The sequence below is a fragment of the Paraburkholderia sp. ZP32-5 genome, assembly GCF_021390495.1.
Classification (GTDB): domain Bacteria; phylum Pseudomonadota; class Gammaproteobacteria; order Burkholderiales; family Burkholderiaceae; genus Paraburkholderia.
In genome coordinates this window covers 2,726,195-2,747,424 of the sequence record NZ_JAJEJP010000002.1, presented here as the reverse complement: position 1 = coordinate 2,747,424, position 21,230 = coordinate 2,726,195, and the positions used below count along the sequence as shown (strand labels likewise).

The 21,230-nt window shown below is 62.1% G+C and carries 17 protein-coding genes and 1 rRNA gene; 12 read left to right on the top strand and 6 right to left on the bottom strand.

Annotated features, from left to right (window positions below):
* Positions 1-185 precede the first annotated feature (185 nt).
* Both rrf and L0U82_RS31040 read left to right on the top strand, forming a co-directional pair.
* Positions 186-299, top strand: a 5S ribosomal RNA gene (gene rrf / locus L0U82_RS31045).
* A 265-nt stretch (positions 300-564) separates the two neighbouring features.
* Positions 565-1,608, top strand: coding sequence for a transporter (locus L0U82_RS31040; RefSeq protein WP_233837022.1), 1,044 nt, complete (start codon positions 565-567; stop codon positions 1,606-1,608).
* Between the two features lie 171 nt (positions 1,609-1,779).
* On the opposite strand, the gene hmpA is transcribed toward L0U82_RS31040, so the two are convergent.
* Positions 1,780-2,961, bottom strand: coding sequence for an NO-inducible flavohemoprotein (gene hmpA / locus L0U82_RS31035; RefSeq protein ID WP_233837021.1), 1,182 nt, complete (start codon positions 2,959-2,961; stop codon positions 1,780-1,782).
* A gap of 134 nt (positions 2,962-3,095) precedes the next feature.
* Between hmpA and norR the strand changes: the two genes are divergently transcribed.
* From norR to L0U82_RS31005, 6 genes are all read left to right on the top strand, one after another.
* On the top strand, positions 3,096-4,691 hold the full coding sequence (norR, locus tag L0U82_RS31030) for a nitric oxide reductase transcriptional regulator NorR (protein ID WP_233837020.1): 1,596 nt from the start codon (positions 3,096-3,098) through the stop codon (positions 4,689-4,691).
* A 254-nt stretch (positions 4,692-4,945) separates the two neighbouring features.
* On the top strand, positions 4,946-5,788 hold the full coding sequence (locus tag L0U82_RS31025; RefSeq protein WP_233837019.1) for an FAS1-like dehydratase domain-containing protein: 843 nt from the start codon (positions 4,946-4,948) through the stop codon (positions 5,786-5,788).
* Positions 5,789-5,806: 18 nt separating this feature from the next.
* Positions 5,807-6,970 (top strand): acyl-CoA dehydrogenase family protein, encoded by a 1,164-nt coding sequence (locus L0U82_RS31020; RefSeq protein ID WP_233837018.1) that lies wholly within the window; start codon positions 5,807-5,809, stop codon positions 6,968-6,970.
* A gap of 16 nt (positions 6,971-6,986) precedes the next feature.
* Entirely contained in the window at positions 6,987-8,165 is a 1,179-nt protein-coding gene (locus L0U82_RS31015) for a CaiB/BaiF CoA transferase family protein (protein WP_233837016.1), read from the top strand.
* A gap of 89 nt (positions 8,166-8,254) precedes the next feature.
* The gene (locus L0U82_RS31010) at positions 8,255-9,655 is read left to right on the top strand and encodes an MmgE/PrpD family protein (RefSeq protein WP_233837014.1); all 1,401 of its coding nucleotides are present in this window, start codon (positions 8,255-8,257) and stop codon (positions 9,653-9,655) included.
* On the top strand, positions 9,652-10,512 hold the full coding sequence (locus L0U82_RS31005; protein WP_233837013.1) for an HpcH/HpaI aldolase/citrate lyase family protein: 861 nt from the start codon (positions 9,652-9,654) through the stop codon (positions 10,510-10,512). Before L0U82_RS31010 ends, L0U82_RS31005 begins: the two co-directional genes overlap by 4 nt.
* 38 nt (positions 10,513-10,550) lie before the next feature.
* Here the strand turns inward: L0U82_RS31005 and L0U82_RS31000 are convergent, their stop codons facing one another.
* The 3 genes from L0U82_RS31000 to L0U82_RS30990 all read right to left on the bottom strand — a co-directional run bounded on the left by L0U82_RS31000 (position 10,551) and on the right by L0U82_RS30990 (position 13,139).
* Positions 10,551-11,258, bottom strand: coding sequence for a nitroreductase (locus tag L0U82_RS31000; protein ID WP_233837012.1), 708 nt, complete (start codon positions 11,256-11,258; stop codon positions 10,551-10,553).
* Positions 11,259-11,408: 150 nt separating this feature from the next.
* Entirely contained in the window at positions 11,409-12,359 is a 951-nt protein-coding gene (locus L0U82_RS30995; protein ID WP_233837011.1) for a LysR family transcriptional regulator, read from the bottom strand.
* A 117-nt stretch (positions 12,360-12,476) separates the two neighbouring features.
* Positions 12,477-13,139 carry an HD domain-containing protein gene (locus tag L0U82_RS30990; protein WP_442793707.1) on the bottom strand — a complete coding sequence of 221 codons (663 nt, stop codon included), beginning with the start codon at positions 13,137-13,139 and terminating at the stop codon, positions 12,477-12,479.
* A gap of 264 nt (positions 13,140-13,403) precedes the next feature.
* On the opposite strand from L0U82_RS30990, the gene pdxR reads away from it, so the two are divergent.
* On the top strand, positions 13,404-14,816 hold the full coding sequence (pdxR, locus tag L0U82_RS30985; protein WP_233837009.1) for a MocR-like pyridoxine biosynthesis transcription factor PdxR: 1,413 nt from the start codon (positions 13,404-13,406) through the stop codon (positions 14,814-14,816).
* A gap of 47 nt (positions 14,817-14,863) precedes the next feature.
* Here pdxR and L0U82_RS30980 read toward each other — a convergent pair whose 3' ends face one another.
* Entirely contained in the window at positions 14,864-15,637 is a 774-nt protein-coding gene (locus L0U82_RS30980; protein WP_233837008.1) for an SDR family NAD(P)-dependent oxidoreductase, read from the bottom strand.
* Positions 15,638-15,863: 226 nt separating this feature from the next.
* Here L0U82_RS30980 and gcvA point away from each other — a divergent pair, with 226 nt between their 5' ends.
* Positions 15,864-16,778, top strand: coding sequence for a transcriptional regulator GcvA (gcvA, locus tag L0U82_RS30975; protein WP_233837006.1), 915 nt, complete (start codon positions 15,864-15,866; stop codon positions 16,776-16,778).
* A 277-nt stretch (positions 16,779-17,055) separates the two neighbouring features.
* A complete protein-coding gene (pstS, locus tag L0U82_RS30970) occupies positions 17,056-18,090 on the top strand; it encodes a phosphate ABC transporter substrate-binding protein PstS (protein ID WP_442793685.1) in 1,035 nt (344 codons plus the stop codon).
* Between the two features lie 102 nt (positions 18,091-18,192).
* Here pstS and L0U82_RS30965 read toward each other — a convergent pair whose 3' ends face one another.
* Positions 18,193-19,953: a tannase/feruloyl esterase family alpha/beta hydrolase gene (locus tag L0U82_RS30965; RefSeq protein WP_233837004.1), complete on the bottom strand. Its 1,761-nt coding sequence runs from the start codon at positions 19,951-19,953 to the stop codon at positions 18,193-18,195.
* Between the two features lie 496 nt (positions 19,954-20,449).
* On the opposite strand from L0U82_RS30965, the gene L0U82_RS30960 reads away from it, so the two are divergent.
* The gene (locus tag L0U82_RS30960) at positions 20,450-21,199 is read left to right on the top strand and encodes a hypothetical protein (protein WP_233837002.1); all 750 of its coding nucleotides are present in this window, start codon (positions 20,450-20,452) and stop codon (positions 21,197-21,199) included.
* Positions 21,200-21,230 lie beyond the last annotated feature (31 nt).

Below are 21,230 nucleotides of genomic sequence, written 5' to 3'. Positions count from 1 at the left end.
CCGATCCCCGAAGGGGATACGAACCTCCACAGGAGGTGACAGGACGCACGGTTGAGATCAGTGTTGTGCCAGAACCAACACAACCCCCCAACACGATTCACACACGAATCCTTTACGCTTCTTCCCGATTGGCTGTGGCGCTCACCGGTTGACTCCAACCCCCAGCGACGCAGCAACCCGTCATGCCTGATGACCATAGCGAGTCGGTCCCACCCCTTCCCATCCCGAACAGGACCGTGAAACGACTCCACGCCGATGATAGTGCGGATTGCCCGTGTGAAAGTAGGTAATCGTCAGGCTCCCCTCAAGACAGAAACCCCACCCAATGCGGTGGGGTTTCTGCGTTTACGGGCCAGAAATCGCGGGCACAACGACGGGTGCACGGTGCTGCCCAGATAACCCGGCCAGCCGCTGCACCATCTACCGCGCTCACATGACGTTGTCATGACACACCAGCTACCGCGATTCGCCAATACGACGCCGGAAAGCGCGCGCGTTAACCCTCTTTCACGCGGCCACGCTATGCTCAGGGATTCCGTTCGGCAAGCAGGCGTTGAGTGACCTATGAGATCTGATCTGTTATTGCAGACCTACGGCGCGGACTCGTCCGGCATGGTTTGCGGTTTCCGTTTTTCGCCGACGCTTGCGGGGCAGCCGATCGACGCCGACGAAGTCGTCGAATGGTTTCGCGACAACGAGGATGACGCGGGCCCGGCTGCGAAAGACGGCGGCGAATTCCTGTGGCTCCATTTCAATCTCGCGCACAGCGCGAGCGAGCGCTGGATGAGAACGCAGCTCGATTTGCCGGAAACGTTCTTCGAAGCACTGAAGGAAGGTTCGCATTCGACACGGATCGAACACGCGGACGGTGCGCTGCGCGCGGTCGTCAACGACGTGATGTTCAACCTCGAATTTATCCCGTCCGAAATCGCGACGCTGTGGATTTACGCGCATAAGCGGATCATCGTCACGGCGCGTCTGAAGCCATTGCGTTCGATCGACCGCTTGCGCGCATCCGTACGGGACGGCGAGATATTCAGATCGCCGGTCGAACTGCTGGTGCATCTGATGCGCGACCAGGCGGATCTGCTCGTGCAGATCGTGCGCCGAACCAGTACTGACGTCGACCGCATCGAAGATCGTTTCCTGTCGCAGCGGCCGACGCAGAACCGGCTCGATCTCGGCGCAATGCGTCGAACGCTGACCCGTCTGCAAAGAATGCTCGCCCCCGAACCCGGTGCGATTTTTCGCCTGCTGGCCAAACCACCGCGTTGGCTTCATCAGGAAGACGTACAGGATCTGCGCGAATCGACGGAAGAGTTCTCGGTCGTTCTATCGGACGTGGCAGGGTTGATCGAGCGGGTCAGATTGCTGCAGGAAGAAATCACGTCGCGCCTCGACGCGCAGAACAACCGCACGCTGTTCACGCTGACGCTCGTCACGGTGCTGGCAATGCCGATCAATATCGTTGCGGGTTTCTTCGGCATGAATGTCGGCGGGGTTCCGCTTGCCGAAAACAAGAACGGCTTCTGGGTGATGGTTTTGCTGGTCGCGGGCTTTACCGGGCTGGCGGGCTGGTGGGTGTTTCGCCGCAGAAGGGAGAACTAGTGCACGGCGGCGGCGGATTTCCTCCTGTGTTTACAAGGCCGGATCCGCCTGAAGCACATTGAAAAGGCGTGTGCGAATCTTCGAACATGTTGAGCAGCGCGATGCCGTTCGCTACTTCATCCCCGGCATCGACGCTTCTCAACGATTCAAAGAAAACGCGTACTCGCCGTGTTATTCGAGCGCGCTAGCCGGCCCGAAGAACTCGTAACGGCTCTGCGATTCGGGCACACCGATCGCCTTCAGCCCTTTCTTGATCGCCTTCATGAACGCGACCGGCCCGAGGAAATACACATCGACGTCGCGCGTTTCCGGCAACCACTTCTTCAGACGCGTTTCGTCGAGATAGCCGATTTCATGCGCATCGGCATCACCCGCGCGGCGCTGCTCGTAGCAATAGAAGCGCTTCAGTTGCGGATGGCGCGCGGCCAGTGCCTCGATCGCACCGCGGAATGCGTGCACGCCGCCATGACGGGCCGCGTGAATGAAATGCACCGGACGGTTGGTCTTCAACGCGGCTTGCAACATCGCCATCGTCGGCGTGATACCCACGCCGCCGCTGATCAGCACCAACGGCTTATCGCCCGGCTGAAGCGTGAATTCACCGGCCGGCGCGAACAATTCGATCGCGTCGTTTTCGTTGATCTGCTCATGCAGATAATTCGACACCGTGCCATTCGGCTCACGTTTCACGCTAATGCGATATTCGCGGCCATCGCTCATTGCCGACAGCGAATAGTTGCGGCGCACTTCCTCGCCATCGATGATCAAACGCACGCCAATGTACTGCCCCGGCTGAAACGCGAACAATTCGCCGCCGTCATCGGGACGCAGATAGAACGACGTGATCTCGTCGCTTTCACGCACCTTGCGCGCGACGCGGAAGAGCCGCGTGCCGCGCCAGCCGCCCGGGGCAGCTTCGCGATCGGCGTAAATCTTCTCTTCGAGTCCGCTCAGCAGATCGGCGAGTTGCTGATAAGCGGCGGCCCACGCTTCGATCACCGCATCGGTCGCGACTTCCGCGCCCAGTACTTCGCGAATGGCGCGCAACAGGCACTTGCCGACGATCGGATAGTGCTCGGGCTGCACGTTGAGCGACACGTGCTTGTTGATGATCTGCGACACGAGGCCGCCCAGTTGTTCGAGCTGATCGATATGACGTGCGTACATCAGCACGCCTTTGGCCAGCGCGCGCGCCTGCGCGCCGCTGGCCTGATTCGCGAGATTGAACATCGGACGCACTTCCGGATGTTCGTCGAGCATCACGGAGTAGAAATGCGTGGTCAGCGCCTCGCCTCCGCTTTCGAGGAGCGGTACGGTTGCTTTGATAATGGCGCGGTGTTCGGCGGATAGCATATGAATGTCCTGATGAAAGTCCGTTGAGAGTCTGTCTATCTGCAAGGTTCAGGGCGGATTCGGCAGACGTGCTTCTATAATCACAATCCGTGCCAAATATAAAATCGTATTAAATCAATGCTCTGGTGATTGAGATGGTTCATTCGACTCTAGTCGAAAAGACTCATAACGCAGTCAATCTGACTGCGGAAGCGGTGCTCGACGTGCTGACGCCGTTGATCCTCGATCTGTCGCGCGAGCTGTCCGACCGCGAGCGTTACCGGCGTCTTCTGAGCAGCCTGCGCACGCTGTTTCCGGGCGATGCGGCCGCGCTGCTGCGTCTCGAGGGCGACACGCTGGTGCCGCTCGCGATCGACGGCCTGAGCAGCGACACGCTCGGCCGACGCTTTCGCGTCGCCGAACATCCGCGTTTCCAGCAACTGCTGTCGCGGCCCGAGCCGACCCGCTTTGCCGCCGACTCCGATCTGCCCGATCCGTATGACGGTCTCGTGCAAGGCATGGCGGCCGGACATCTCGAAGTTCACGACTGCCTCGGCTGCCCGCTGTTTATCCATGGCGAGCCGTGGGGTTTGCTGACGCTCGACGCGTTGGACCCGGCGCGCTTCGACACGCTCGACATGGCCTCGTTGCAGGCGTTTCTCGGCCTCGCGGCCGCGACCGTCAGCGTCGTCGAACGCATCGATGCATTGGCGCGCAACGGCGAGGAGGCGCAGCGCCGCGCCGAGGCATATCGGCAGGCGAGCAGTCAGAGCCGGCGCGAGATGATCGGCAGCAGCGATGCACATCGCCGCATGGTCAAGGAAATCGAAGTGGTGGCCGGCAGCGATCTGACCGTGCTCGTGACCGGTGAGACCGGCGTCGGCAAGGAGCTGGTTGCGAACGCAATTCATGCGCTGTCGCCGCGTGCGAACAAGCCGCTCGTCAGTCTGAACTGCGCGGCGTTGCCCGATACGCTGGTCGAAAGCGAACTATTCGGCCATGTGCGCGGCGCGTTTTCTGGCGCGTCGGCGGATCGGCGCGGTAAGTTCGAACTCGCGGACGGCGGCACGATTTTTCTCGACGAGGTGGGCGAATTGCCGCTTGCGGTGCAGGCGAAGCTGCTGCGCGTGCTGCAGAACGGCCAGTTGCAACGGATCGGCTCGGACCACGAACATCGAGTCGACGTGCGGTTGATTGCCGCTACGAATCGCGATCTCGCCGAAGAAGTGCGCGCGGGGCGCTTTCGTGCCGACCTCTATCACCGGCTCAGCGTTTATCCGTTGCGTGTGCCGCCGTTGCGCGAGCGGGGCCGCGACGTGCTGTTGCTCGCGGGCTTCTTTCTCGAAGACAACCGCTCGAGGCTCGGTCTGTTGAGTCTGCGTCTCGCGGCCGACGCGCAGGCCGCGTTGCTGCACTACACGTGGCCCGGCAATGTACGCGAACTCGAACATCTGATTGGACGCAGCGCGTTGAAGGTGCTGGCGGCCAATCGCGACCGCCGCCGCATTCTTACGCTGACCGCCGCGGATCTCGCGTTGACCGACATCAGCGACGGCGAACAGAATCCGGTGGCCACACAGAATCAGCAGAGCGACACGAAGGACTTTCGCAGCGCGGTGACGGAGTTCGAACGAAACCTCGTGCAGGACGCGCTGGAACGCAATAACCGGAACTGGGCTGCGGTCGCGCGCGAGCTGGGGTTGGACCGCGCCAATCTGAACCGGCTCGCCAAACGGCTCGGGCTCAAATAGCCGCGCGGATAGCGGCTCGGATAGCCGATAACGCACCACGTCGGCGGCATTGGTATGGACTGCGCCACGCCGCCTTTCATCTGCCCGATTTACACCGCGTTGCGTCGGTAAAACTACCAGGTCAAGCGGCATTTTCGATCCACGCCTTAACGAAAGCCAAAGACCCGATTAGGCAATACAAACTTCGCGGATCGCAGTGTGTCGTTCATAGTAAGACCCTATAACGCTCAACATCCATACCGGAGACTTCGCCGATGTCCGCACCCTCAGAGAAGCTCGATGACTGGCTCGACAAACAGCAGGTGGACGAGGACGACATCACCGCATTTCCACTGACAGCGCTCGCCGCGACGCTCGATCGCAACGAAAGCGGCCACACGGTGCCGCCGCTATGGCATTGGTTGTACTTTCTGCCCGTCGCGCCATTAGCCGAAGTCGGTCCCGACGGCCATCCGAAGCGCGGCGGTTTCCTGCCGCCGGTGCCGCTGCCGCGTCGCATGTGGGCCGGCGGCCGGCTCACGTTTCATGCGCCGCTCGCGGTCGGTGAACGCGCGCGGCGCACGTCGACGATCGCCAATATCGAAGACAAGACCGGCCGCTCGGGCCGCCTCGTATTCGTCACAGTGCAGCACACGATCGAAGTGAACGGCGAACTGAAGCTCGAGGAAGAGCACGACATCGTCTATCGCGACGCTCCGCCGGAAGATGCGCGGCCGCAGCAGCCGTCACTCGCGCCCGAAGGCGAAAGCTGGCGCCGCACGATCGATGCCGACGCGGTGATGTTGTTCCGCTACTCGGCGCTGACCTTCAACGGCCATCGAATTCACTACGACTACCCGTACGTGACGCAGGTCGAAGGTTATCCGGGCCTCGTCGTGCACGGTCCGCTGATCGCAACGCTACTCGTCGATCTCGTGCGTCGAGAACTGCCGGGCGCGACATTGCAGAGTTTCGCGTTTCGCGCGCTGCGTCCGACCTTCGCGGGCCAGCCGTTCACCGTATGCGGCAAGCCTTCCGACGACGGCAACACTATCGACCTATGGGCCAAGGACCACGAAGGCTATCTGACGATGCGCGCGACCGCCGTACTCGCCTGAATTCCACGAGACTCGACTATGCAAACCACGCAACACGATTCGTTTCAGGACATTCGCGAGGCCGTGCGCGATTTGTGCCAGCAGTTTTCCGGCGAGTACTTTCGCAAGATCGACGAAGCGCGCGGCTATCCGGAAGAATTCGTCGACGCGCTGACGAAGGCCGGCTGGCTCGCCGCGCTGATTCCGCAGGAGTTTGGCGGTTCGGGGCTCGGGCTGACCGAAGCCTCGGTGATCATGGAGGAAATCAATCGAGCCGGTGGTAACTCGGGTGCGTGTCACGGCCAGATGTACAACATGGGCACGCTGCTGCGGCACGGTTCAGAAGAACAGAAACGCAAGTATCTGCCGCGGATCGCGAGCGGCGAGTTGCGTCTGCAATCGATGGGCGTGACCGAGCCGACCACCGGTACCGACACGACGAAGATCAAGACCACCGCCGAGCGGCGCGGCGACCGTTATGTGATCAATGGTCAGAAGGTATGGATCTCGCGTGTCCAGCATTCGGACCTGATGATTCTGCTTGCGCGCACCACGCCGCTCGCGGACGTGAAAAAGAAATCCGAGGGCATGTCGATCTTTATCGTCGATCTGCGCGAAGCGATCGGCCACGGTCTGACCGTGCAGCCGATTCTGAACATGGTCAATCACGAGACCAACGAACTGTTCTTCGACAACCTCGAAATTCCCGCCGAGAATCTGATCGGCGAAGAAGGGCAGGGCTTCAAATACATCCTCGACGGACTCAACGCGGAGCGCACGCTGATCGCCGCGGAATGCATCGGCGACGGCTACTGGTTCGTCGACAAAGTCACCGAATACGCGAAAGAGCGCGTAGTGTTCGGCCGGCCGATCGGGCAGAACCAGGGCGTGCAGTTTCCGATCGCGCGCTCGTTCATCAATGTCGAAGCGGCGAGCCTGATGCGTTTCGAAGCGGCACGCCGCTTCGACGCGCACGAGCCATGCGGCGCGCAGGCGAACATGGCGAAGCTGCTCGCGGCGGACGCATCGTGGGAAGCGGCCAATGCCTGCCTGCAATTTCACGGCGGCTTCGGCTTCGCGTGCGAATACGACGTGGAGCGCAAATTCCGCGAAACGCGTCTTTACCAGGTCGCGCCGATTTCGACCAATCTGATTCTCTCGTACGTAGCCGAGCATATTCTCGGGCTGCCGCGTTCATTCTGACCTGCTGGCAAAAAACATGAGACCACTCGACGGTATCAAGGTCATCACGCTCGAACATGCGATTGCCGCGCCTTTCTGCACGCGCCAACTCGCGGATCTCGGCGCGCGCGTCATCAAGATCGAACGGCCCGGTGTCGGCGATTTCGCGCGCGGTTATGACGAACGCGTGCATGGGCTGTCGTCGCATTTCGTCTGGACCAATCGCTCGAAAGAAAGCCTTTCGCTCGATCTGAAGCAGCCGGCGGCGGCGGAAATTCTCGACGCGCTCGTCGCCGATGCCGACGTGCTCGTACAAAACCTCGCACCGGGTGCGGCCGAACGGCTCGGCCTCGGCTACGACACGCTGAGCGAAAAGTATCCGAAGCTGATTGTTTGCGATATCTCCGGCTACGGTGCTGACGGCCCGTACCGCGACAAGAAAGCGTACGACCTGTTGATCCAGAGCGAATCCGGCTTCCTGTCGATCACCGGTTCGCCGGGTGCGCCCGCGAAAGCAGGCTGCTCGATTGCCGATATCGCGGCGGGCATGTACGCCTATTCGAACATCCTGAGCGCGCTGTTGTTACGCGGACGCACCGGGCGCGGTTGCCGCATCGACGTGTCGATGCTCGAAAGCATGGTCGAGTGGATGGGGTATCCGCTCTACTACGCAATCGACGGTCAGCCGCAGCCCGCGCTCGCCGGCGCCGCGCACGCGACGATCTATCCATACGGACCGTTCCCCGCCGGCGACGGCAAGATCGTGATGCTCGGGTTGCAGAACGAGCGCGAATGGAAGCTCTTTTGCGAACGCGTGCTCGAACAACCGGACCTCGCGACCGACGAACGCTTCGCCTCCAATTCGAAACGTACCGCGGCACGCGATGCATTGCGCGAGGTGATCGTCGCGGCGTTTGCGAAGCTGAGCGCCGCGCAGGTCATCGAACGACTTGATCAGGCCGGCATCGCGAATGCGCAGATGAATACGCTCGCCGACGTATGGGCTCATCCGCAATTGCAGGCACGCGATCGTTGGCAGCAAGTCATGACAGCGATGGGCACGGTGCCTGCCCTGCGACCGCCCGGCTTGCCGGACGACTTCGAGCCGCGCATGGATCCGGTGCCCGCGCTCGGCGCGCATACCGAAGCGATCCTGCGCGAACTCGGCTATGACAGCGCACGCATCGACGCACTGCGAGCCGCGGGCGCGATCTGAAGCCGCAGTGTGTTTCGCGCCGGCGTGCGCGATACGGATCACGCCGGCAGTTTGAACGAACCGAGGGTGCCATCCGGCACACGACGATCATGAACGATCATCCCAGTCTCACGCTTGCCAGCTTCGCCGCGCAACTCGACTTCGACAGCATTCCGCGCGAGGTCGTCGAGCGTACCGTCAACCTGTATGTCGACTGGCTCGGCTCGGCGCTCGCCGGCAAAGGTGCGCGGCCGGTCGAGACGATCGCGCGTTTCGCACGGCAAGCGAGTGGGGCGGCAAATGATGCGCATGGCAACGGCGCTTGCGAAGTACTGATCGACCGCGGCCGCACGACACCGTATTTCGCCGCGATGATCAACGGCGCGGCATCGCATTTCGCCGAGCAGGATGACGTGCACAACGGCTCGGTGTTTCATCCGGCGACCGTCGTGTTTCCCGTGGCGTTGGCACTCGCGCAGGCGCGCCGTGCGTCGGGGCGCGACTTTATCGCGGCGGCGGTCGCGGGTTATGAAGTCGGCATCCGCATCGGCGAATTTCTCGGCCGCTCGCACTACAAGGTGTTTCACACCACCGGTACGGCCGGCACGCTCGCGGCCGCGGCGACGGCGGGGCGCCTGCTCGGCTTGTCGCCGTCGCAGATGCTCGACGCGTTCGGCTCGGCCGGCACGCAGGCAAGCGGCCTGTGGGAGTTTCTGCGCGACGCCGCCGATTCGAAGCAGCTGCATACCGCGATGGCCGCTGCAAACGGATTGATGGCCGCGCAACTTGCCGCCGACGGCTTCAAGGGCGCGACGCATATTCTCGAAGGCGCGCAAGGGATGGCCGCGGGCATGTCGAGCGACGCCGATCCCGCGCGTCTCGTCAACCGCCTCGGCAGCCGCTGGGCGACCGTGGAGACATCGTTCAAATATCACGCGGCATGCCGCCATACGCATCCCGCCGCGGATGCATTGCTGGCCGTCGTGCAGGCCCATCGTCTCGCGCCGCGCGACATCGCGAAGGTTGTCACGCATGTGCATCAAGGCGCGATCGACGTGCTCGGCGCGGTCGTTACACCGCGCACCGTGCATCAGGCGAAGTTCAACATGGGCACGGTGCTCGGGCTCGTCGCGCAGCATGGTTATGCGGGCGTGACTGAATTCGAGCACGGCTTCGATACCAGCGAGATCGCCGCGTTTCGCGACAAGGTGACGATGGAGTTGGACGCCGAAGTCGATGCCGCGTATCCCGCGCGCTGGATCGGCAAGGTCACGGTGACGACGACCGATGGCCGCGTGCTCGAAGGCCGCGTCGATGAACCGAAGGGCGATCCGGGCAACACGCTGTCACGCGATGAGATCGCGGCGAAGCTGCATCGGCTCGCGGCGTTTTCAGGCGCGGCGAGCGAAGACGAAGCGGCGCAATTGCTCGACAACGCATGGCATATCGCTGAACAGACGCCGGTCGGCTCGGTGTTCGACGCGACTTCGCATGCGGCGGTGCCGGTATGAGCGCCGCGCTGCCGCGCTCGTATCTGTTCGTGCCGGGCAATCGGCCGGAGCGCTTCGACAAGGCGTTCGCTGCCGGCGCGGATGCGGTGATTCTCGATCTAGAAGATGCGGTGCAGCCCGACGAAAAGCCGGCGGCACGCGCGTCGGTCGTAGCCGCTGTATCCGCCGACGCGGCGCGAGTATCGCGCGCGGCATGGGTGCGCATCAACGGCTCGGATACCGCATGGTTCAACGATGATGTCGCCGCGCTCGCCGGCCGGCCTGGCGTCGCGGGGATCGTGTTGCCGAAGGCCGAGACGCGTGAGCAGATCGATGCGGTGCTCGCGCATGCGCATCCGGCGTTGAGCGTGTTGCCGATCGTCGAGACCGCGCGCGGTGTGGCGAACCTCGCGGTGCTATGCGGCACGCCGCGTGTGCAGCGCGTCGCATTCGGCACGCTCGATTTTCAGATCGATCTCGGCATCGATGGAGACGGCGACGAACTGCATTTCTTTCGCTCGCAGATCGTTCTCGCGTCACGTCTCGCTGGAATCGGCGCGCCGGTGGATGGTGTATCGACGACGATCACCGATGCCGCTGCGGTGGAAGCCGATGCGCGCCGCGGCCGGCGCTTCGGCTTCGGCGGCAAGCTGTGCATTCATCCGAAGCAGGTGGAGCCGGTGCATCGCGCGTATGCATGGAGCGATGCGGAGATCGCATGGGCGCGGCGCGTGCTCGCGGCGGTCGATGCGAGCGACGGCGCGGCGGTTGCGGTGGACGGCAAGATGGTCGATATGCCGGTGATTCTGAAGGCGCGGCGGATCGCGGAAAGCGGTCCATCAACGATGCCGGAAGGAAGCAGGCCGCTGATTGCCTGACTGCGTTCCGGCACGCGTGGCGGCTTCACTTCATGATTCTAGAAGCCGTGGAACGAAGCAAACTCTTCGATCGGAGCCTTCGGCATTTGCGGCCGACGCTGTGCCCACTCCGGATCGCCGAAACCGACGGCCATCGAGCACACCACCATCTCTTCGGCAGCGAGCGGCAGGTTCGCGCGGATCACCGAGTGGTAGCGCGACAGGAATTCTTGCGTACAGGTGTCGAGCCCTCGTGCTTTCGCCGCGAGCATGATGTTCTGGATGAACATGCCGAGATCGAGCCAACTGCCTTTTTCAAGGCGCCGATCGATCGTAAAGATCAGACCGATCGGTGCATCGAAAAATCGGCAGTTGCGCATGGTATTCGCGGCGCGCGCATCAACGTCGTCTTGCGCGATACCAAGAGAGCCGAAGAAGATCGAACCGAATTCGCGCCGGCGCGAATTGAACGGTTCGGGCAACGGGTCGGGCAGATAACGATACTCGGATAAATGTTCGTTCGGCTGCGTTTGATGCGCGTGAGTGAGTGCGTTGGTCAATGTCGCTTTCGCTTGCCCTGCCGTTACATACACACGCCACGGTTGCACGTTCGCGCCGGTGCCCGCATAGCGCGCTGATTTGAGAATGCCGGTGATAACTTCGAGATCGACTTCACGATCCAGATAAAACCGGTTGGCAAATCGGCTCATCATGATTTGCTCGAGTTCAGTCAATTCCTGCACCACTTCGATATCGTCGGTAAGCATGGTAAAGAGTCTTCCTTTGCTGCGTTGGCTTACAGCGTACGCCACCGACCTGGCCGGAAGAAGTGCAATTTTCGTAAAAGGACAATGCATGCGCTGCACGTGCATGTGCGTGCACGAGGGCGGCCGAGCGCGAAATGCAGGCCGGCATCGTTAGCGTAGTTGCCGTGCCGCGTCCGTTAGCATCGCGCGCAACCATTCGTGGCCGGGATCAAGGTTGTGCCGCTCGTGCCAGATCATTTGCACCGCGCGCGGCGGAGCCTGCCAGGGCAATTCAGTGCAATACGCGGCGCCTGATTGACTGAACATCCTTGCCAGCGAGGCCGGCACGATCGCGGCCGTCGCGCTGCCGGTCAATAGACTGGGGATCGCGAGAAAGTGCGGTTGCACGACGCTGAACTTCGGCGATTTACCGATCGAATTGAACGCAGCCATCAATGCGGCGCGATCGAACATTTCAGTGCGGCGGGTCAGCCCGCGCTCCGACAGCAGACCTTCTTCCGAGCCACCCGTCGACACGACCAGCAACGGAAGATCCGCGAACACGTCGAGGCTAATTTTGGTGCCGGCGAGCGGATGATCGGTGGCGATGACCATCATGTCCTGCTCGTCGAACAGCACCTGTTCGCGAAGCCGATGCGGGACGCTGGAAAAAGAGCCGAGCGCGATTTCCACGCGGCCGACATCGATTTGCGCGGTGAGGTCGATCCTGCTGGCAGGCAGCACCATCACACTTGAATGCGGTGCGATGACCGAGATGGTGCGAAGAAAATGCGGCAACACGACCGCGGTCATATAGTCGGTCGCGGCGATACAGAATTGGCGATCGGTACTGCCCGGATCGAATTCCTTAGGCCCGAGCGCACGTTCGATCGTGACGAGCGCATCGCGCACGAGCGGTGCCATCTCCAACGCGCGGACCGTCGGCTCCATGCCCGCGGCAGTGCGCACGAACAACTCGTCGCCGAGCAACGCGCGCAGCCGCGACAGCGCATGACTGACCGCCGATGGACTCAGGTTGATCGCTTCGCTCGCGCGCAGTACGTTGCGCTCCCGCATGATCGCGTCGAACACCCGCAGCAGATTCAGATCCAGATTTCTCATCGTGAGTCACCGCGATGCGACGCAACGCACGCAATCGTCGCGCTGGCAAATTCAAGGTGTGCGGGGCGAAACCTGCCAGCTGTATCTGAATGAAGGATCAGACGTTGCGCGGGAAGATCACCGCTCCCAATTCGAGTTCAGGATGATACTGCACAGGTTCACGCGCTCGAAGCCCGGATCCTTGTGAGCCAGGAAATCGTCGTTGAAGGTGCCGAACGTGCTGGCCGGTCGATGCTTCATGCCGTGATAAAACTCGTCGATCATCTTGTGCGCGAAATCGGTGTCGCGCGGATAGGCGCCGACTACCGCGTTCCGTTGTTCGTCCGTGAAGTGCTCGAAGCCCCGTCCCGCTACGTCCATTCCCGCGCCAGCCTGTACCAGCGCGATTTCCGCGTGCATGTGTTCGGGGATGCCCGGTGTCGTATGCAGCGCGACGGCGGCCCAAACCTTATCGACGTCGGCCTCGGAAATATGACGGCTGCGCAGGAAGTCGCGCGCGGCGTTGGCGCCGTCCACTTCGAAACGAAGCTGGCTCTCGCTATAGATCGAGGTCAGCCCGATATCGTGGAACATCGCCGCGACATAGAGCAATTCGGGATCGAAGCGCATGCTTCGCCGCTCGCCGAGCAGCGCGCCCCACAAGTACACGCGAATGGAGTGGTTAAAAAGCAATTCGCTTTCGGTGTCGCGAATCAGCTCGGTAACCTCACGCGCCAATTTGCTATCGGGGATCTGGATGCTGGACTTTCCGTTCGTTGCCACGGTTCTATCTTCCTTGATCGGGTTCGTCGTCGCGCTGTCCGTCGAGGACAGGCGTCCGCTTCGGCCGCTTGGTCCGATTGCTGTGCGCGCAGCAAATCATGTCTGAACTTTAGCGGCGGCAAGTGCAAGCCGGCTGACTCGATCGCATCTGGAATGCCGAATCCTCACACGAGAACTTGCATTCGGATCGAAACCAATAGCCGGGCGTGCGGACAAGGCTACGCTTTTCCCGGACCACAAAACAGCCCCAAGATCGGGCATTCGGAATGTACCATTGCGGCTATGACGATCTTACCGATTGGCCTCGACCGCTCCGCGAGCACCTCGCTGTCTGCCCAGATCTACCGCGCGATTCGACAGGCGATAGAGACCGGGCAGCTTGTCGCGGGCGCGCGGCTGCCGTCGTGGATCGATCTCGCGACCCAGCTCGGCGTGTCGCGAGGCACGGTGCGTGTGGCCTACGAGCGTCTGATCGACGAGCAGTTCGCGGTCGTCCTGGGGGCTGCGGGTACTCGCGTAGCCGATCGTCCACCTTTGCTAGCGAAGCTCGGCGGCTCACCGGAAACACCACCTTTTCCCGAACTTTTTCACGATTTCGGCGTGGCGCCGCTGCCGTTTCAAATGGGCGTGCCCGCGCAGGATGCGTTTCCGTTCAAGCTGTGGTCGCGTGTTTTGACGCGCGCGGCGCGCCGTACCGCGATGAGCCCAGTCGGCTATCCGGACCCCCGTGGCGATCCTGATTTGCGCAAGGAGATCGCGGCTTATCTTGGCGTCGCACGCGGGCTGCGATGCAATCCTTCACAGGTGTTCGTCACCGCGGGCTTTGCCGGTGCGCTCGGTCTCGCGATCCGGGGGCTCGGCATCGAAGGTCAGCAGGCATGGATGGAGGATCCCGGTTTTCCGCTCACGCGCGCGGCACTCGGTCTCGTCGGCATGACGGTGAAAGCCGTGCCGGTCGATGCGGATGGGCTCGATGTCGAAGCCGGCATCCGCGATTCGGCGGGCGCCGCGCTGGCCGTCGTGACACCGGGGCAGCAGGCACCGCTCGGCATGGCGATGTCGCTGCCGAGGCGGCTTGCGCTGCTTGAATGGGCGCGCCGCAACGAGGCGTGGATTATCGAAGACGATTACCTGAGCGAGCTTCAGTTGAAAGGACGCGCCGCGCCCGCGCTTGCATCGCTCGATCAGCACGGGCGCGTGCTACATATCGGTAGCTTCAGCAAGACCATCAGCCCCGCGCTTCGGCTGGGCTTTCTGGTGGTGCCGCTTGAAATGGCGCATCGCTTCGGCGAAATCGCCACGTGCCTGATTCCCGCGCCGACCACCTTCATGCAGCACGCGGTGGCCGAGTTTTTGCGCGACGGCCATTATCTTCGTCACCTGCGTCATATGAAGCGTCTGTATGCGGCGCGGCGGGACGCGCTGCTGCGTTGCCTCGGCGACATCGCGCCGAACTCGATGGATGTACTGGCGACAGCCGGTACGGCCGTCGTGACCTTGCTTCCCGGGTCGGTATCCGATGTAGACGTTGCATCGCGAGCGCTGCAAGCCGGTCTGGCGCCCGTGCCGCTCTCGCCGTGGTATGTGGAGTCTTCACGGCGACAGGGACTGCTGCTTTGCGTAACCAATCTGAACGAACGCCGGATAGCCGCGGACTGCCGTCGACTGGTCGAGTTGATTCACGAGGGCAGTTAACGCGACGAAGGCGACGAAGGCGACGAACGCGACACCGGCGGATCGAATCAGTTACGGCCCGCCATCACACCGCCGTCGACATCCCAGATCGCACCGGTCACCCAGCCTGCCTTCTCCGAAAGCAGGAAGGTGACCACTTCGGCGACGTCCTGCGCAGTGCCCACACGGCCAAGCGGATGGAAGCCGTTGAAGCCCTGCAGCGCGCTGTTCACGTCGGCCTTCGGAATAAAGCCTTCGTAGATCGGCGTTTGCACCACCGCCGGTGACACCGCGTTGACGCGGATATGCCGCGGCGCCAGTTCCATCGCGAGATGCTGCGTCAGCGAATGCAGACCGGCCTTCGCCATCGAGTACGCGGAAGATGGCGTCGCCGCGATCGCCTGCTTCGCCCACATCGAGCCGATATTGACGATCGCGCCCGCACGGCCTCGCGCGACCAGATTAGCGGCGACCTTCTGCGTGATGAAGAAGAACGCCTTGTTCAGCTTCATGTACTGGTCGTAGTCCGCATCCTGATGTTCGAGGAACGGCTTCGGAAAGAACACGCCCGCGGCATTGACCAGCAGATCGATGTCCGCGTGCTGTTCGTCGATCTGCTTGAGCAGCGCTGCCAGTCCCTCGTCGCTTGAGAGATTCGCGGTGAGCGCCCAAACCTGGCCAAGCGACGCCAACTCCTTGCGTGCCGCCTCGGTCTTTTCCGGGCGACTGCCGACGATCACCACACTGCCACCTTCGGCGAGAACCATGCGGGCCGTCTGCAAGCCCATTCCACTCGTGCCGCCGACGACCAGCAGCTTGTTGCCATTGAATTGATTGCTCATGTTGAAACGCTCTCTGTGTGAGCCTGCCGATCGGCAGGTGATGCGTGAAGAAGGGCCGTTCGGATATCCGGAAGAAAATCTATCCATACTGGGCATTGAAAATCGGAGTTCGATACGGTCCCGATTCAAATGAAAGAATCGCTAAATCAGCCATAATTTTTCGCGGATTTGCTTCACCGGACAACTGAGATAAAGTGTTCATCGCTGAAAGAAAAACTTTATCGCGATGAGATCGACTGTTCATCTGAATGCATTGCGCGCCTTCGAGGCCAGCGCTCGCCACCAGAGCTTTTCCGCGGCGGCGGCCGAATTGAACGTGACGCCCGCCGCGGTTGGTCAGCTCGTGCGCACGCTGGAAGATTGGCTCGGCGCGCCGCTATTTCTGCGCGGAACTAGTGGGCGAGCGCGGCTGGTCCCGACCGACACGGCAGAGCGCGCGTTGCCGGACATCCGCGCCGGCCTCGACAGACTGGCGTCGGGCCTGGAGCGGCTGCGCGAGGGTTCGGCCAGTGGCTCGCTGACCGTGACGGTCAGCCCGGCCTTTGCCGCGAAGTGGCTATTGCCGCGTATCGACCGGTTTCAGGCCGCATGGCCCGACACCGACGTGCGCCTCGACACCAGCCTGAAGCCGGTCGATTTCGTCGCCCAGCGCATCGATATCGGTGTGCGTTACGGCGTCGGCGCATGGCCGGGACTGAACGCGGACAAACTGATGGACGAAGAGGTCTATCCGGTGTGCTCGCCTGAACTGCTGCGCCGGCCGAGGCGTCTGCGCAAACCGGGCGATCTGCTGAGAGAGACGTTGATCCACGATCTGTCGGTGGACAGTCGCGCGGGCTTTCCCACCTGGTCGGCGTGGATGCGCAAGGCGGGTTTGGCGGATGCCGCCACCACGCGCGGCATGAAAATCAACAATTCCGCGGCCGTGCTGCAGGCAGCCATCGAGGGCCACGGCGTTGCTCTCGCGCGGAGCGTCATGGCGCGCGACGATCTGGCGGCCGGGCGCCTCACGAGGCTATTTCCGACTATCAGCTTCGTTTCGCCGCTGGCCTACTACGTTGTCTATCGGCCCGAGTGCGCGAGCTTGCCGAGACTGGTCGCGTTCCGCGACTGGCTGTTCGAGGAGGCGGGCAAGCCGTGAGCGCTGGTTAGAGTGCAGTGAACCCGTTCGACGAGCCGCGTCGCTTTATGACGGCCCCGTGACAATCGCACGCGCCTAGCACAAATTCCTGAAAAGTCTCCATTCGTTTGCATGCTTAAGTGCCGTCGAATGTGTGGTAGCACACGCTCGCGTGCATTGGTGCGACTTAATGTGCCAAGAAAACTTGATTGGCCGAAAACGCTGATCGGTCGCATGGATCGGCGCCGAGGCAGTCAGCGCGCCAAAACGCGCCACACCAATCTCACCGGAGACGCTCGTGAAACCACTCAGGATCCTGGCAGCCGGTCTGATTTGCGGCATGAGCGTGCCCCTCTGTCACGCTGACGATGTGACCGGCTCAGGCAGTACCTTCGCCGCGCCCCTCTACGCGAAGTGGGCCGACGAGTACCGCAAGGCCGGCGGAAGCCGGGTTGTTTATCACCCCACGGGCTCTTCGAACGGGCTCAAGCAGGTGATGGCCCATGAAGTCGATTTCGCCGGTTCCGATGCTTCGCTGAGCGACGAGCAATTGAAGAGGGATGGCCTGCTGCAATTCCCTACTGCAATCGGCGCGGTCGTGCCCGTGGTGAATCTTCCCGGCATCAAGGCGGGCCAGTTGATGTTGACGGGCGAAGTACTCGGCGACATCTTTCTCGGCAAGATTATTTACTGGGACGACCCCGCGATTGCCCGGCTGAATCCGCACGTAAAAATGCCGAACAACCCGATCGCGGTGGTCAGGCGTCAGGATGGTTCGGGCACGACGCTGATCTGGACGCACTACCTCGCGCAGGTCAGTCCCGAATGGAAACGCCGGGTCGGCGAAGGGACCACCGTGCGCTGGCCGCTCGGCATCGGCGGCAAGGGTAATGAAGGCGTGGCCACCTACGTCGGCTATTTGCCGGGTGCAATCGGCTATGTCGCATGGGACTTTACGAAGCAGAACCATTTGACCTATACGGCGATGACCAATGCAACCGGGGCCATCGTGCAACCGGATACCGCGACGTTCAATGCGGCGGCGGCTAGTGCCGACTGGTCCGGTTCGCTGTATCAGTTTCTGACCAATCAGCCGGGCAAGGATGCGTGGCCCGTGATGGGCGCCACCTATGCGGTGGTACTCGCAAAGCCCGACAACGTACAGCATCTGCAACAGACGCTGAAGTTCTTCGACTGGGCGCTGATGCATGGTCAGTCGTTCAGTCAGGCACTCGACTACAGTCCTCTGCCTAATCCCGTCGTCGCGAAGATTCGTTCGCAATTGAACGGCAACGCGGCGAGCGATCTCGCGCATTCAAGTGCCACGCAATAGCCGGATCATTCGAGCGTAACCCCGTGAACGGCCGCATTCAGCAAAGAGCCTGATGCGGCCGTTGCAACGATAGCGATCCGCGCGGCGCGGCTCGCGTGCTAACTACTGCACGCAGCTAAACGACGCCGCGCTGTTCACATCGCCCCCGCCGTTATAGCTAGGCCACGCCGGATACTGACACAGCGGCCGCGTGCGTCCCGGCACGCCGGCGGTATCGGTGACCACCTGATGCGCCGGTGGCGTGCCGTGCTCGACCCAGTTCTCCAGCGTCGTCAGCGAGTCCCACGAGGCATTGAACTCGGTGCCCACCGCGTGCTGCAAGCCCGGAATTTCATAGAAGCGCGCGAACGATGCGACGGCGCCAAAGCCCATCGTGACCAGCATGCGCTGATAGTAGATCTCGGTGGCACGCGTGCTGACGGTCTGATCCACGGTGCCATGCGCCATCAGCAGTTTGCCGCCGCGCCGCATGAACGGCGTCAGGTTCGCATCGGTCGCGTCGAGACCGGACAGCATGCTGACTCGGCCGGACCAGCGGCCGGCGACCGCCGGGTTATAGGTGAGCGAATTGAAGTTCGGATTGTTCATCACCGTATAGCGGACGAATTCATCGGCGATCTGTCCATCGAACATCGCGGTGCTTTGCAGCGGATACGACGGCTGTGTCGTGCCGAGCGCGAGCGTCGTGACCGTTGGCTCCAGCGGCGAACTGCTGCCTACGCCAAGATCGGCGCCATACACGTTATAGCCCGGATACTGCGTCTCGCCGTTCTCGAGCGGGTACTCGAACACGAGCGGCGTATTCATCGTGTTCAACGCATCGATCTGTTGGTCCGACAGGCACGAGTCGCCGCGTGCCCTGCCGCCTGGGCAGCGCAGTCGCTGGCCGTCGACGCGGGCCGTCATCGGGTCGAAGGTCGCATTGCACGCCTGCACGTTGCTGATCAACCCATCGACGACGCCATCGAGCTCGTCGCACGTCTGCATCACCGCGTTCAGCAGCAACGCGCGCTGCGCGGTGTCGAGATACGCACCCGGTGCCGCGAAGCCTTCGGTCGCGCGCAATTGCTGCAGACTCAGCGTCGTGAAGTCGTACGCGGGATAGAACGCGATCACGCCATTCCAGTCCTGCGGCCAGCGCTGCGCGACTGTCAGTGCCTCGCGGCCGCCGGTCGAGCCGCCGGCAAAGTACGCCTCGCTCGGATGCTTGCCGTAATGCGCGTCGATGATCAACAGCGACGCGTCATGCGTTTTCTTCAGTGCCTCGCCCATGAAGTTGTCGTACGCTTCGGCGTTGACGGAGAATGCGCCGTTGACCGAACCATTGGTCGCCTCGTGCCCGGAATCGCTTGCGAATACCGCATAGCCGCGCGACAGCGGTCCCGGCAGATTGGCCGGCGCGCTTGGCACGTTGCCGGTGATTGCGGGAATCGAACCATCGAAGCCGCCGCCGCCGAGCATCAGAATCTTGCCGTTCCATTGGTCCGGCAACGCGACGTTGAACAGGATGTCGGGCGCGGATTGATCGACCGGATGAATCGCGCCGGCAACGAGGCAGTAGGATCCGGTAGCCGTTGCGCCGCTGCCGCTCGCGGCCACCTGGGTCGTCGATGTGACGACGGCGCCGGTGGTCGGCAGGCCGATGTCGCGCGCGCGGATGGTCAGTCCGTTCAGATCCGGGCAGCTTATTTTCGAGCGCGGCGGCGGCTTGTGCGGTCCGCACGCCATGCCTCGACATGAGCCGTTCTGCGAATCCGCGTACGCGTCGTGATGCCATATCGCGCACAACGCCAGCACGCAGCACGCACCCAACCACGACGGCACGCGCCCACGCACGCGCCATAGCCCTCTGCTCAAGTTCATCGCCGTGTCTCCTTCCAATGAGGCCTGGAGACGGCGTCGGACATCGCGGGGTCAGCCTCTATGCCGCAACGTACACGTGACCTTTGTTGCGCGGTCAACAGCGCGGTCATAGCGCATGCAACGTCGATTAACTCGTCGCGTGCGATGCCGCCCGACACCGCATACTCGAACTTGCTGTCGATTCAGTAAGAAGACTTTCATCGGCCTGTCGATGGGGTAATCGAAGGTCGTCGTATTGCGCATTCGCACTCGCACCGCGATGCGAGATGCCGATGAATAAGCGAGTTCTTTCCGTATCGCTTATTGATGAGATTGACCAATCCATCATAGTCGCTAACTCGCGCGACACACGACGAATTGATTTCGATTGCACGCGACAGTGCTGTTCTTATTCGTGGCTTCATCACGATGTGAGTCGACGTCGGGAATAACCACCGCATCGTCGCAGTCTTGCAGGTAAGACTGACAGGTAATGGGTGATCAAATGACGGTGCGAATGCAAGCCGTTTTGCGCCGGTTGCAACTCGGCTCCGGCGTGGTGTTACTGGTTTATCTCTTTCTACATCTGCTCAATCACGCGCTCGGGATCTGGTCGCTCGAACTGGCGGGACGCGGACTCGTCGTCGCGCTGTGGATCTGGCGTAGCACGCCTGGCACGATCACGTTGTACGGCGCGGCCGCGCTGCATTTCGCGCTGGCCTTGCGCACGATCTATGCGCGCCGCCATTGGGCCCTGCCGCTCGCCGAATGGGTGCGCCTGTGGGCGGGGCTCAGCTTGCCGCTGTTGCTGATCCGCCATGCGGTGACGACCCGTCTCGCGTCCTCGCTCTATGGTTTCGAGCCGGACTATGAACGCGTCGTCACGCTGCTGCTAACGAGCGGTACGCAAGGTTTGCAACTGGCGCTGCTCGCGCCCGGATGGATACACGGGTGCCTCGGATTATGGTTTCGCTTGCGTCACTTTCCGTGGGCGCTTCGTATCAAACCCTTGCTGGTTGCGTGCGTTGTGCTGTTGCCGTTGCTGTCGGCGGCGGGCTTTATCCGCATGATGCGGACTATCGAAGCGAGGAACACGGTGCTCGCGGCTGTCGATCCAAAACTGGTCGCGCATCAGCTCACGCTGAATGCGTGGCGTCATGATCTCGTAAGCTTTTATCTGTTTCTGATTGCCGGTACGTTCGTCGCGGGACAATTGCGCAACGGCATCGAGCGCAGAAGATTGCGCAAAAGTTCATTGAGTATGTGATCGCCCTGATCACGCCGCCGTCGTACGCGGC

Bases quoted from the DNA above. Each gene is read 5' to 3' on its own strand.
- L0U82_RS31040 (WP_233837022.1), top strand. From the start codon at position 565: ATGAGATCTGATCTGTTATTGCAGACCTACGGCGCGGACTCGTCCGGC.
- hmpA (WP_233837021.1), bottom strand. From the start codon at position 2,961: ATGCTATCCGCCGAACACCGCGCCATTATCAAAGCAACCGTACCGCTC.
- norR (WP_233837020.1), top strand. From the start codon at position 3,096: ATGGTTCATTCGACTCTAGTCGAAAAGACTCATAACGCAGTCAATCTG.
- L0U82_RS31025 (WP_233837019.1), top strand. From the start codon at position 4,946: ATGTCCGCACCCTCAGAGAAGCTCGATGACTGGCTCGACAAACAGCAG.
- L0U82_RS31020 (WP_233837018.1), top strand. From the start codon at position 5,807: ATGCAAACCACGCAACACGATTCGTTTCAGGACATTCGCGAGGCCGTG.
- L0U82_RS31015 (WP_233837016.1), top strand. From the start codon at position 6,987: ATGAGACCACTCGACGGTATCAAGGTCATCACGCTCGAACATGCGATT.
- L0U82_RS31010 (WP_233837014.1), top strand. From the start codon at position 8,255: ATGAACGATCATCCCAGTCTCACGCTTGCCAGCTTCGCCGCGCAACTC.
- L0U82_RS31005 (WP_233837013.1), top strand. From the start codon at position 9,652: ATGAGCGCCGCGCTGCCGCGCTCGTATCTGTTCGTGCCGGGCAATCGG.
- L0U82_RS31000 (WP_233837012.1), bottom strand. From the start codon at position 11,258: ATGCTTACCGACGATATCGAAGTGGTGCAGGAATTGACTGAACTCGAG.
- L0U82_RS30995 (WP_233837011.1), bottom strand. From the start codon at position 12,359: ATGAGAAATCTGGATCTGAATCTGCTGCGGGTGTTCGACGCGATCATG.
- pdxR (WP_233837009.1), top strand. From the start codon at position 13,404: ATGACGATCTTACCGATTGGCCTCGACCGCTCCGCGAGCACCTCGCTG.
- L0U82_RS30980 (WP_233837008.1), bottom strand. From the start codon at position 15,637: ATGAGCAATCAATTCAATGGCAACAAGCTGCTGGTCGTCGGCGGCACG.
- gcvA (WP_233837006.1), top strand. From the start codon at position 15,864: ATGAGATCGACTGTTCATCTGAATGCATTGCGCGCCTTCGAGGCCAGC.
- L0U82_RS30965 (WP_233837004.1), bottom strand. From the start codon at position 19,953: ATGAACTTGAGCAGAGGGCTATGGCGCGTGCGTGGGCGCGTGCCGTCG.
- L0U82_RS30960 (WP_233837002.1), top strand. From the start codon at position 20,450: ATGCAAGCCGTTTTGCGCCGGTTGCAACTCGGCTCCGGCGTGGTGTTA.